At 56.8% G+C, this 12,141-nt stretch carries 9 protein-coding genes and 1 tRNA gene; 7 read left to right on the forward strand and 3 right to left on the reverse strand.

What is annotated here, in order from left to right; genetic code table 11:
• Positions 1 to 373: 373 nt before the first annotated feature.
• Complete coding sequence (locus tag FKB36_RS10800; RefSeq protein ID WP_261598082.1) at positions 374 to 529, forward strand: HTH domain-containing protein; 156 nt, start codon at positions 374 to 376, stop codon at positions 527 to 529.
• A gap of 266 nt (positions 530 to 795) precedes the next feature.
• On the opposite strand, the gene FKB36_RS10805 is transcribed toward FKB36_RS10800, so the two are convergent.
• Entirely contained in the window at positions 796 to 1,179 is a 384-nt protein-coding gene (locus tag FKB36_RS10805; RefSeq protein ID WP_261598083.1) for a hypothetical protein, read from the reverse strand.
• 500 nt (positions 1,180 to 1,679) lie between these two features.
• Here FKB36_RS10805 and FKB36_RS10810 point away from each other — a divergent pair, with 500 nt between their 5' ends.
• Genes FKB36_RS10810 through FKB36_RS10830 form a run of 5 tightly spaced genes read left to right on the forward strand, consistent with a single transcriptional unit; the run spans position 1,680 to position 10,726 of the window.
• Entirely contained in the window at positions 1,680 to 3,179 is a 1,500-nt protein-coding gene (locus FKB36_RS10810) for a type I restriction-modification system subunit M (protein ID WP_261598084.1), read from the forward strand.
• A complete protein-coding gene (locus tag FKB36_RS10815) occupies positions 3,176 to 4,678 on the forward strand; it encodes a DUF4062 domain-containing protein (protein WP_261598085.1) in 1,503 nt (500 codons plus the stop codon). The genes FKB36_RS10810 and FKB36_RS10815 overlap by 4 nt, the downstream gene beginning before the upstream one ends.
• Positions 4,675 to 7,308: an N-6 DNA methylase gene (locus tag FKB36_RS10820; RefSeq protein ID WP_261598086.1), complete on the forward strand. Its 2,634-nt coding sequence runs from the start codon at positions 4,675 to 4,677 to the stop codon at positions 7,306 to 7,308. The genes FKB36_RS10815 and FKB36_RS10820 overlap by 4 nt, the downstream gene beginning before the upstream one ends.
• The gene (locus FKB36_RS10825; protein WP_261598087.1) at positions 7,305 to 10,289 is read left to right on the forward strand and encodes a type I restriction endonuclease subunit R; all 2,985 of its coding nucleotides are present in this window, start codon (positions 7,305 to 7,307) and stop codon (positions 10,287 to 10,289) included. Before FKB36_RS10820 ends, FKB36_RS10825 begins: the two co-directional genes overlap by 4 nt.
• On the forward strand, positions 10,289 to 10,726 hold the full coding sequence (locus FKB36_RS10830) for a hypothetical protein (protein WP_261598088.1): 438 nt from the start codon (positions 10,289 to 10,291) through the stop codon (positions 10,724 to 10,726). Before FKB36_RS10825 ends, FKB36_RS10830 begins: the two co-directional genes overlap by 1 nt.
• Here the strand turns inward: FKB36_RS10830 and FKB36_RS10835 are convergent.
• Both FKB36_RS10835 and FKB36_RS10840 read right to left on the reverse strand, forming a co-directional pair.
• Positions 10,716 to 11,081, reverse strand: coding sequence for a hypothetical protein (locus tag FKB36_RS10835; protein WP_261598089.1), 366 nt, complete (start codon positions 11,079 to 11,081; stop codon positions 10,716 to 10,718). The genes FKB36_RS10830 and FKB36_RS10835 overlap by 11 nt on opposite strands.
• 218 nt (positions 11,082 to 11,299) lie before the next feature.
• A tRNA-Leu gene (locus FKB36_RS10840) sits at positions 11,300 to 11,384 on the reverse strand.
• A 291-nt stretch (positions 11,385 to 11,675) separates the two neighbouring features.
• On the opposite strand from FKB36_RS10840, the gene FKB36_RS10845 reads away from it, so the two are divergent.
• A complete protein-coding gene (locus FKB36_RS10845; protein ID WP_261598090.1) occupies positions 11,676 to 12,137 on the forward strand; it encodes a cupin domain-containing protein in 462 nt (153 codons plus the stop codon).
• Positions 12,138 to 12,141 lie beyond the last annotated feature (4 nt).

Genomic DNA, 12,141 nt, shown 5'->3' on the forward strand with positions numbered 1-12,141 from the left:
AGGTCGTCTTCTTGCTTTTGGCAAAAGGCATGAGGGGACGCCTGCAAACGATATAAATCTTTCGTTTTTGTGCGGGTTTCCGGGTTCGGCAGAGAATATGCTGGTTCGAAAATTAGCGAAGTACTGAAACTCCAATATCAGAAACCCGATTCTTGCATCGTACGTCGCAAAGGGACTGCTACCGTACCGCGGCCTTGGCTCCGGTATCAAGCGGGCACTCGAAGACTGGCCCGAGATCGACTTTACCGACGATCAAGAGGGGGATCTTTTCACCGTCACGGTTCACCGAAAAGAGGAGAGAAGTTCGGAGAAAGGTTCCCAGAAAAGTTCCCCAAAAGGTTCCCAGAAAAGTTCCCAGAAGATCATTGAACTCATGCAACATGACCCAACCGTGACCATTGCTGAACTCGCCCGGAGCGTAGGTGTAACCGACCGAGCGATCAAGAAACAGATCGAAAAATTGAAACAGCAAGGCCGGCTCCGTCGCATCGGCCCTGCCCGGGGCGGTCACTGGGAGGTGCTGGAATGACCTTCACCGAAGCATGCTCCATCCCCGGGACAGGTGAGCCGCCACATAATCGAGGGGAAAGACCGGCTCCGTGAGGAGATGTTGCCCGGGCTACCTGAACCTGCTCGTGACACGGGAGTAAAACAAAAGAACAAACTACCGTCCCACAACGGAACGGTAGCGGGTATAACAGGTACACCTATTGCACAATCTCATAAGTGGTTTTCGGTGCTCAACAGATCCAGAACAGGGCGTTATAGATCAGCGAAAAATTAGCGCTCCTCCCATCACTGCGCCGCCTTCTTCTCCTGCACCGGCGGATTCTTGATCGTAACGTCGACCGACTTCGAGTTCTTCCCGCGAACCTCCACCTTATACGTCCCCGCTGCCGGGAACTTGTGCGCGAAGAACGTGTAGGTCTGCGGGCCGCCGGCCGAGAGATCCTGCTTCTTGCCGACCTGTTCGCCGTTGATCCACAACTGCGCCTTGAAGTGCGTGTCCCAGTCCGAAGAGGGAACTCCTTCGTTGTCGAACCAGTAGCCGATGCTCACCGAGACGTTCGGGAAGAAGTACACGTTGCCCTTCTCGTCGCGGCCGCCGCCCGTGCTGCCGCTGACCGTGGCAGTCGCTTCGACGGAGTTGATGGTTGCATCACGGTATGTTGGAGACATGCCCCCCCATTTATAAAAGTAGTATAATAAATTGCCCTTCCAGTGTACTAGTGCTACATCTCGCCGAACTCCGTCCTGAAGGTTACGGCGATGTACCAGGGGCATGTCAATTCTCCAACAATGAGATGGAGATTTACACAGCGAGTTCTGGCGTCAGAAGCCTTTCTTCTTTCAAACTTCAGTGCAGAAAGTCATTTTTGAGGCATACACGTCCTCAGAAAACTCGTACGGACGGTGCGAGGAATATGTGGGTGATATTATGCTCGGGTTATAACTGTTCGATTTGCCACCAAACATTAAACGAAAAGGCATCATACAAATTTAGAATTGGGAAAAATCAAAAGATACCGGAATATGGAAATTGGTAAGTTAATATAGTCCCGATCCAAAATTGATACTTAACGTGTTGCAACGACCCGAGAGGGAAGGCTGGATGGAATCTGTAGAGAGATAGCCCGCCTCCCCCCGCGGTCCTTGCACAGTTCTCTTGAGGTCAAACAATGGTCACCACGACAACATCCCTTGCTCAACTCGAATCCCACCTCTGGGAAGCTGCCAATATCCTGCGTGGACCTGTCGACGCGGCCGACTTCAAGACGTATATCTTCCCGCTGCTCTTCTTCAAACGGATCTCCGATGTTCACGATGAAGAGTATCGGGCAGCTCTCGCCGAATCCGGGGGCGATGAAGAGTATGCCCGGTTTCCGCAGAACTACCGGTTCCAGATCCCTCATGAGTGCCATTGGAACGACGTTCGCAAAGTGACGACAAACGTCGGGCAGGCCCTGCAGAAAGCAATGCGCTGCATCGAGACGGCGAATCCGGATACACTCTACGGCATCTTCGGCGACGCACAATGGACAAATAAAGATCGCCTCTCCGACGCCCTGCTCCGTGACCTCATCGAACACTTCTCCCGGATCAACCTCGGAAACGAGGCCGCCGAAGCCGATATCCTCGGCCAGTCCTACGAGTACCTCATCAAGAAGTTTGCCGACCTCACGAACAAGAAAGCGGGAGAGTTCTATACCCCACGGGCGGTGGTGCGGTTGATGGTCAACATTCTTGACCCGCACGAGGGCGAGGCGATCTACGACCCGGCCTGCGGGACAGGCGGCATGCTGCTCGAAGCCGTCCACCATGTGCGCGAGGCTCATGGCGACGACCGAACACTCTGGGGCAAACTCTTCGGCCAGGAGAGGAACCTCACTACCTCGGCCATCGCCAGAATGAACCTCTTCCTGCATGGCGCGGAGGACTTCTCGATCGTGCGTGACGATACCCTCCGTCGCCCGGCGTTCTTTTCGGGCGACAATCTCGCGACCTTCGATTGCGTTATCGCCAATCCCCCCTTCTCGCTTGAGAAATGGGGCGAGGAGGTCTGGGCCAGCGATCCTTTCGGCCGCAACTTCGCCGGAATGCCGCCGGCGAAGAGCGGCGACTACGCCTGGGTGCAGCACATGATCAGGTCGATGGCACCCGGGACCGGCCGCATGGCTGTTGTGTTGCCGCACGGAGTGCTCTTTCGTATGGGAAAAGAAGGTGCCATCCGGAAGAAGATCCTCGGTATGGACGTGCTCGAAGCGGTGATCGGCCTGGGTCCAAACCTCTTCTACGGCACCGGCCTCGCCGCCTGCATCCTCGTCTTCCGCCAGCGCAAAAGCGACGACCGGAAGAAGAAGGTGCTTATCGTCGATGCTTCAAAGGAGTACAGAACCGGCCGCGCCCAGAACGAGTTGCTCCCCGAGCACGTCGACCGCATTTACGGGTGGTATCGAGATTTTGCGGACGTAGAGGGTGTTGCCCGGGTGGTGGCGTTTGAGGAGATCGCGTCGAACGACTACAACCTGAATATCCCCCGCTATCTCGAGCCGAAGGTCGAGGAGGAAGTGCCGACCGTCGAAGAGGCGCTGCAGAAACTCCGCGAGAGCGCGGAGGCGGCGTTTGCGGCGGAGGAGCGGCTTATCGCTATCCTGAAGCGGGAGGGCCTGCTGTCATGAAGAGGCTCGGCCTGTTTGTCAGTTCCCACCAGAAGGAGTTTGCTGAAGAGCGGCAAGCGATACGTGACTATATTAACGGCAATCCTCTGTTCCGCCGATTCTTCGATGCATTTCTCTTCGAAGACCTGCCCGCTTCCGGCCAGCGACCGGATAAGGCTTATCTGACGGAGGTAGATCGCTGTGATGTCTATCTCTGTCTTCTCGGGAATGAATACGGCCATGAGGATGCCGATGGCCTCTCCCCCACCGAACGTGAGTTTGATCGGGCCACTGCCGGAGGTAAGGAGCGTCTGGTCTTCGTTAAAGGCAGTAACGACTCGGTGCGCGGTCCGAAGGTGCGTGCCCTTCTGCGCAGAGTCGAAGATCAACTCATTCGACGCCGCTTCAACAGCGTTCCTGAGTTGACTACAGAGATTTATTCCAGCCTCGTCGAATATCTGGCTCACACAGGCATGCTACGGATCCGCCCGTTCGACGCTTCCGCATGCACCGATGCTACGCTTGATGACATCTCGCAGGAGAAGATTGCAGAATTCCTCTCACGTGCCCGGCGGAGTCGTGGATATGCCCTCGACCCCGATACTCCGTTGCGCAAGGCGCTGGCTCACCTTAACCTGCTGGATGGCGATCAACCCAGCAACGCAGCCGTGCTCCTGTTCGGCAAACAACCTCAGCGTTTTCTCATCACCTCCGAGGTCAAATGCCTTCACTTCCATGGCACCGAGGTGAGTAAACCCATCCCCTCCTACCAGATCTACAAGGGCACCGTCTTTGAGTTGGTCGACCAGTCGCTCGACTTTGTACTCTCCAAGATTGCCTGCTCTATCGGCACCCGGGCCGAGGGTCCTACAGCGCCGATGAACTATGAGGTGCCCCAGGAGGCCGTGGGCGAAGCCATCATCAACGCCATCGCGCACCGAGACTACGTCTCAAACGCTTCCGTTCAGGTCATGCTCTTCTCCGATCGGCTGGAAGTATGGAATCCCGGCCAGTTGCCGCCATCGCTGTCGCCCGAAGCGCTCCGTGCCCCGCATCCTTCCATCCCGCGCAATCCTCTCATTGCGGAACCGCTCTTCCTGACCCGCTACATAGAGAAAGCCGGTACGGGCACTCTCGATATGATCGAGCAGTGCTCTCGTGCGGGCCTGCCGCCGCCGGAATTCCGGCAAGACTGCGGGCAGTTCGTCCAGGTTCTCTGGAGACCAGAGCGCAATGGGACAACAGAACTTAAAATGGGGGACCAAGTGGGGACCAAGTGGGGACTAAGTGGGGACCAGGTTGTTGTGCTACGTGCCTGCGTGACGGAGAAGTCCGTCTCCGAACTCATGGATGTTGTCGGCAGGACGAGTCGAACCAAGTTCAGGAACTCCGTGCTGAGACCGTTGATGCAGGCCGGGTTTATCGAGATGACCATCCCGGAGAAGCCCAGAAGCAGCAATCAGAAGTACCGTATTACGGATACGGGCCGCGCCCTGCTTGCTGGGAGGGAGACGCCGTGACCGCCCGCATCACACAGCAGCAGCTCGAATCCTACCTCTGGGGAGCGGCGGTGCTCCTCCGGGGAACCATCGATGCCGGCGACTACAAGCAGTTCATCATGCCGCTGCTCTTCTACAAGCGCCTCTGCGATGTCTACGACGAAGAGACAGAGACAGCACTTGCGGAATCAGGCGGAGATGTTGATTTCGCCGCGTTCCCGGAGAACCACCGGTTCCAGATCCCGCCCGAAGCCCACTGGCGTGAGGTGCGGAAGGCTGCGCGGGACGTCGGGCAGGTTCTCCAGGCCGGCATGCGGGCGATCGAGACCGCGAACCCGGATAAACTCTACGGGATCTTCGGCGACGCGCAATGGACGAACAAGGACCGCCTCTCCGACGCCATGCTCCGCGATCTCATCGAGCACTTCTCCTCGCTCGAACTCACCATTGCGAACCTTCCCGAGGACGAACTCGGGAACGGCTACGAGTACCTGATCAAGAAGTTCGCCGACGACTCCGGCCATACCGCAGCCGAGTTCTACACCAACCGGACCGTCGTCCACCTCATGACCGAGCTGCTTGAACCGCAGCCGGGCGAGACCATCTACGACCCGACCTGCGGCTCTGGGGGCATGCTCCTCTCCGCCATCGCCCACCTCCGCCGCCAGGGACTGGAGTGGCGCAATGTCCGCCTTTACGGGCAGGAGCGCAACCTGATGACCTCCTCCATCGCCCGGATGAACTGTTTCCTCCACGGCATCGAGGACTTCCACATCGTTCGCGGCGACACCCTCTCCGAGCCCAAATTCGTGGAAGGCGACCGCCTGCAGCGGTTCGATGTGGTGCTGGCAAATCCTCCGTATTCCATCAAACAGTGGGACAGGTCTGCCTTTGCCGCAGATCCCTGGGGACGCAATATTTTTGGTACGCCGCCGCAGGGCCGGGCCGACTACGCTTTCTGGCAGCACATCCTGGCCAGCATGGACAAAGAGACCGGCCGGTGTGCCATCCTCTTCCCCCATGGCGTCCTCTTCCGGCAGGAGGAGGCGGAGATGCGGCGGAAACTGATCGAGGCCGACCTGATCGAGTGCGTGCTGGGCCTCGGGCCGAATCTCTTCTATAACTCGCCGATGGAGGCGTGCGTGGTCATCTGCCGCACAAGGAAGCCCGAGGAAAGACAGGGGAAAATCCTCTTCATCAGCGCTGTGGGCGAAGTCACCCGGGAACGGGCGCAGAGCTTCCTCACGGAAGAGCACATTGAGCGGATCGTCGGGGCCTATCGGGCGTTCAGGAATGAATCAGAGTTCGCTCATGTTGCAACAATTGAGGAAATTCGTGAGCAGGGATGGAGCATCAACATCCCTCTCTATGTCATAAACCAGGAGTATCGCCGGACAAATATTCGTTCACCTGACAGCTCGTTAGATGAGACATTTGCTACATGGTTGAAAAATTCGTCCCATATCCAGCAGATCGTCGCCACTATACTTGGTAATGGAGAGAACCTCGATCCACTGGCTGATGCACATCAATTCAAGGTAAATACTCCACCATGGCTCGATCGCTCGAAATGGCAGCGTTTTCGATTTGATCAAATCGCGGAGAACATTCGGGAAACTGGACAGCCAACGCCAGATGACTCTGCGACCTATATTGGTTTAGAGCACTTGGAGTCCGGCACTCTACATGTTCGCCGGTGGGGGAGTGAAGCAGATCTGAAAGGTCAAAAATTGAAGATGCGGAAAGGCGACATCTTATTTGCCAAACGCAACGCCTATCTGCGCCGCGTGGCCATTGCTCCTCATGATGGATACTTCTCGGCACATGGGATGGTTCTACGAGCGAAACCGGAAGCAGTACTACCGGAGTTCCTTCCTTTTTTCATGATGAGTGATACGTTCATGAATCGAGCTATAGAGATCTCGGTCGGATCGCTCTCGCCTACTATCAACTGGACAACGCTTCGGCATCAGGAGTTCGATCTCCCGCCGCTCGACCAGCAACGCCGTATTGCAGATGTCCTTTGGGCGATTGATTCCGAAATAAATTCATACATAGCCGTTACCGATGCCCTCACAGAATATCAGAGATCCTTATTCGGCGACCATCTTACGAAGTACGATTTAGAGCCTCTTTCGGAGGTCGTAGAATTTCTTGATGGGAAACGGGTTCCACTGAGTGAAAAACAAAGGGCAATAAGAAAGGGGCCGTATCCATATTATGGAGCCTCGGGAGTAATCGACCATATTGACGATTATCTTTTCGATGAGCCATTGGTCTTGCTAAGCGAGGACGGTTTTAATCTTGTCAACCGCACTTCACGCATTGCTTTCAAAGTTGAAGGAAAGATATGGGTGAATAACCACGCTCATATTCTCAGGCCAAAACCGGGAGTCAGCATTGATTTTTTGGCTAACTATTTAGAGTCGATTTCTGTTGAACCTTACATCACAGGAACGTACCAGCGGAAATTGAACAAATCAGAATGTGAGCGGATTCCGGTAAGGCTACCACCTATCACGGTGCAGAATGAAATTGCGAAAAAAGTTCAACACGTTGCCAGATCTGTTTCATATATTAATCGATACATAGCAGCATCTAGAAATTTGACTTCTGCATTATCCTCACAAATCGTGGAGGTTAAACCATGATCTTCACCGAATCCTCCACCGTCGAGCAGCTGATCCTCGACACCGTCACCCTCCAGCGACGGGCCGAGCGCCTGACCGTCCGAGAACCCCTTCCCGACCGGGGCGGATCCCTCGGCGGCGACCTCCGCCCGGCCCGCTGGGACTACGTGCCCCCCGCCCAGATCCCGCGCCGTTCCGGCGACGTGATGGTAGAGCCGTGGCTGCGGGACGCGCTCATCCGTTTGAACCCCGAGATCGCTGCCGAGCCCGACCGGGCCGACGAGGTGATCTACAACCTCCGCGCCGTCATCCTCGCCGTGCAGGCCGACGGCCTCGTGCGGGCGAACGAGAACTTCATGGCCTGGCTCCGGGGCGAGAAGACCATGCCCTTCGGGCAGAACGGCGAGCACGTCCCGGTGCGGCTCGTCGACGCCGAGAACCCGGGCAATAACCACCTCGTCGTCACCAACCAGTGGACCTACCAGATCGGCCCGGTAGAGAAGCGGTTCGACATCGTCTTCGTCGTCAACGGACTGCCGCTCGTGATCGGCGAGGCAAAGACCCCCACCCGGAGCGCGGTGACCTGGTTTGACGGTGCGTTCCAGATGAATGAGATCTACGAGAAGCAGGTGCCGGCCATGTTCGTCCCCAACGTCTTCTCCTTCGCCACCGAGGGCAGGGTCTACCGCTACGGTTCGATCAGGATGCCCATCGACCTCTGGGGACCGTGGCGGACGGAGGAGAACGAACCGGAGGGAACGCTTGCCGATGTGCGCCGGGCGGTCGAGAGCATGCTCCAGCCGGAGATTGTGCTCGACCTCCTGCAGTACTTCACCCTCTTTGCCACCGACAAGAAACACCGGCGGATCAAGATTATCGCCCGGTACCAGCAGTTCACCACCGCCAACCAGATCGTCGAACGGGTCGTAAAAGGCTATCCGAAGAAAGGGCTCATCTGGCACTTCCAGGGCAGCGGAAAATCGCTGCTCATGGTCTTTGCCGCGCAGAAACTCCGCCTGCACCAGAGACTCGGCAACCCCACGGTGATGATCGTGGTCGACCGCATCGACCTCGACACCCAGATCACCGCCACCTTCAACGCTGCGGACGTCCCGAACATGGTGGGCGTCGCCACACGGCAGGAACTGCAGACCCTCCTCGCACAGGACGTCCGAAAAGTGCTCATCACCACCATCCACAAGTTCGCCGAAGCCGATGGAAGCCTGAACGAACGCTCCAACATCATCGTGATGGTCGACGAGGCGCACCGCACCCAGGAAGGGGATCTCGGCCGCAAGATGCGCGAGGCGCTGCCGAACGCGTTCCTCTTCGGTCTCACCGGGACACCCATCAACCGGGCCGACCGCAACACGTTCTGGGCATTCGGCGCAGACGAAGACGAGAAGGGCTACATGAGCCGTTACTCGTTCCAGGAGTCCATCCGCGACCGGGCCACCCTGCCGCTGCACTTCGAGGCACCGGAGGTGAAGTTACAGGTCGATAAGGCGGCGATCGACGAAGCCTACCAGGAGATCACCGGCTCCTTGAGCGAACAGGACCGCGACGACCTCGCCAAACGGGCGGCGAAGATGGCGGTGCTCGTGAAGAACCCCGAACGCGTTCGTGCCGTGGTGAACCACATCGTCAGGCACTACCAGACCAGGGTAGAACCAAACGGTTTCAAGGCGCAGGTGGTGACCTTCGACCGCGAGTGCTGCGTGCTCTACAAACAGGTGATGGACGAGTTGATTGATCCTGAAGCAAGCGCCATCGTGATGATCAGCCAGTCCGGCGATCCGCCCGAATGGAAAACCCATGCCCGTGACAGGGATGCCGAAGAGAAACTGCTCGACCGCTTCCGCGACCCGGCGGACCCGCTCAAGTTCATCATCGTCACCAGCAAGCTGTTGACCGGTTTCGATGCGCCGATCCTGCAGGCGATGTATCTCGACAAACCGATGAAGGACCATAACCTCCTGCAGGCCATCTGCCGGACAAACCGCACCTTCGGCCAGAAGAAGACCCACGGCCTCATCGTGGACTACATCGGCATCTTCGACGACGTGGCTCGTGCGCTCGACTTCGACGAGAGAGCCGTGCAGCAGATCATCACAAACATCGACGAACTGCGTAAAGCGCTGCCCGTCCGGGTGCAGAAGTGCCTTGCCTTCTTCCCGGGAGTAGATCGGACAAAAGGCGGCTACGAAGGGCTTATGGAAGCGCAGCAATGCCTGCCCGACAACGAAGTCCGCGACAGGTTTGCAGCGGAGTATTCCGTGCTCGGTACCATCTGGGAGGCACTGTCTCCCGACCCCGTGCTCGGGCCGTACGAGAGAGACTTCCGGTGGCTCACGCAGGTCTATGAATCCGTCAGGCCTCCGAGCGGCCACGGGAGGCTGCTCTGGCACGCCCTCGGCGCGAAGACGGTCGATCTGATCAACCAGAACGTCCATGTGCAGTCGATGCGGGACGATGTCGAGACGCTGGTGCTGGATGCGCAGGTGCTCGACGAGATCCTGGGCGACGCCGAACCGGAGAAGAGAGCTCGCGAGATCGAGATAAAACTCATCGCCCGATTGCGCAGGCATGCAACAAACCCGGCGTTCATCGCGCTGGGCGAGCGACTGGAAAAAGTGAGGGAACGCCACGAGCAGGGCTTCCTCACCAGCCTGGAGTTCCTCAAGGCCATCCTCGAGGTGGCGAGAGACGTCGTCGAGGCCGAACGGGAGACCGATCCGGAGGAAGAACGCGACAGGGCAAAAGAAGCCCTCACCGAGCTCTTCAACGAGGCAAAGAACAAAGGCACTCATATCATCGTCGAGCGAATCGTGACCGATATCGACGAGATCGTGAAGAAAGTGCGTTTCCCCGACTGGCAGCATACCTCGCAGGGTGAGCGGCTGGTGCAGAAGGAACTCCGGCGCACCCTCCTCAAGTACAAACTCCACACCGACCAGGAGCTCTTCGACCGTGCCTATGCCTACATCCGGCAGTATTACTAGTGATCATATCAATCCTCAAGTTTCAGCTGGAGGAGAATCAAAGGAGCGCTCCAGATGGAGAGATAATATTGAGCAAAGAGGGATTTCATGGGAAAGCACGCTTGAAGTGGTCAATTTACTACGCTGAACGAGAGGGCTCTAAAGTGCGGGTTAAACGCTCGGCAGACAAACGAGGCGAAGGCATAATGACACCAGAGAGAATCAAAGCACAGATACTTCCGTATCTGGGCGTATGGGGGATACAACTGCCGATTGTGATCAAGACATATTATTCTGTCAAACCATCTGGATTAGCTACCACAATGCGTGGTGGAAAACCGGCATTTACACCAGCAAGTCCAAAAATGGATACAGAGGAATATTCATTCTACATCGATGGAGATCAGACAATTTTTGAGGTCGTCAATGAAATGGAGATCCAGCAGATTAATAGTTGAACACTTTCTTTTCAACCATTGCTGTTAGATCTTCAAAACCCTCATATGTCGCTTTTATTCCGGCAACATAGTTTCCGTCATCAAGAGATGTGCCAGCACTGCCGATGGCATTCCGTGTTTTTCGAAAGATTGGATCTTGATAACGCTCGAACAACTCTTCTAAGTCTTTGCACACGTTTTTAGATACCTGTTTCAGTACAACTCGCGTAAGAGCCATCTGGTCAGGGTTCTGGTTTGCCTGTTCCAATAATCTTACGTGTCCATAGAGGTCCTGGAGGAGGAGAATTTTCCCAATTACCCGTTGAGTTCCAATATTGAGCAGTTGTCTATGCTGCTCGCCATCAAGTGGTTCCATGCACCCTGTTTTTCCAGCACTGGAATAAAGCCCTTCCGCTTCGAAAGGAATATAGAATTAAGGCGATCTCGTCAAGGTTCAGAATGTTCAAACCTTAGAAAACGTGGGACGAACTTTATTTGAGAGGAGACACTTTCGGACAATCTCCTAGGTATCATCGTTCATTTGCCGGAGGTGGCTTCTCCGGTTAAATAATGCCAAAGATTAAATTCACGGAATGCGAGGGGTGGGATTCGAACCCACGGACTCCTTCGAGAACGGATCTTAAGTCCGTCGGTGTTGGCCGGGCTTACCTACCCTCGCTCAAAAGATCCAATAACTATTGTTGATTGCACGTAATAAGTCCGACGCCGGATGACGGCTTCGGCAGACGGCGAGATCTAGTAACCTTTTTTAGTATTAAATCTTAAGTCCACCGCCTTTGGCCGGGCTTGGCTACCCTCGCTCGAAAAGTGCCATTACCTATTCTCCACCGCATGTATTAAGTCCAGCGCCCGCATGCCGCCGGGGAAAAACCCGCTCCGGCAACCATTCTCCAGGGCGACTCCCGAGGCCAAAGGTATTTGAGGACGGGCCCGAAGACTGGAGGCTACCATGGAGAGAGACCGTAACCCGGACACGCCCGAAGTCCCCTACTGGCACGTCTGGACCGACGAGAACGGCGTGAGTCGGCAGGACCGCTGCCGGCTTACCGACTTCGCGTTCGCAAGCGTATCGCAGGGTGCCGCGCCGTCGTGGATCGGGAGACCCGGCGACCCGGCAGCCCGCGTCGTCGTCCTCGTCCTGCCCGCGGGCTGGGTCGGCGAGTGGCGCGAGTTCCCGGAACCGCAGTGGATCGTGCCGCTCTCGGGCCGCTGGTTCGTCGAGACGATGGACGGCACCCGCGTGGAGATGGGGCCGGGGGAACTCTCGTTCGGGAATGACCGGAATACCCGGCCCAACGGGCAGGGGCACAGGGGCCATAGATCGGGGACGGTGGGCAACGAACCCGCGGTGCTGATGCTCGTCCAGGTAGAGCGGCGCTCAAGCCCCGGCCGGCCCTGCCTGCCGGAATAACCGA

It is taken from the genome of Methanoculleus formosensis (assembly GCF_025384765.1).
GTDB classification, from domain to species: domain Archaea; phylum Halobacteriota; class Methanomicrobia; order Methanomicrobiales; family Methanoculleaceae; genus Methanoculleus; species Methanoculleus formosensis.

Excerpts from the sequence above, each read along its gene's own strand:
- FKB36_RS10800 (WP_261598082.1), top strand. The coding sequence starts at position 374 with ATGCAACATGACCCAACCGTGACCATTGCTGAACTCGCCCGGAGCGTA.
- FKB36_RS10805 (WP_261598083.1), bottom strand. The coding sequence starts at position 1,179 with ATGTCTCCAACATACCGTGATGCAACCATCAACTCCGTCGAAGCGACT.
- FKB36_RS10810 (WP_261598084.1), top strand. The coding sequence starts at position 1,680 with ATGGTCACCACGACAACATCCCTTGCTCAACTCGAATCCCACCTCTGG.
- FKB36_RS10815 (WP_261598085.1), top strand. The coding sequence starts at position 3,176 with ATGAAGAGGCTCGGCCTGTTTGTCAGTTCCCACCAGAAGGAGTTTGCT.
- FKB36_RS10825 (WP_261598087.1), top strand. The coding sequence starts at position 7,305 with ATGATCTTCACCGAATCCTCCACCGTCGAGCAGCTGATCCTCGACACC.
- FKB36_RS10835 (WP_261598089.1), bottom strand. The coding sequence starts at position 11,081 with ATGGAACCACTTGATGGCGAGCAGCATAGACAACTGCTCAATATTGGA.
- FKB36_RS10845 (WP_261598090.1), top strand. The coding sequence starts at position 11,676 with ATGGAGAGAGACCGTAACCCGGACACGCCCGAAGTCCCCTACTGGCAC.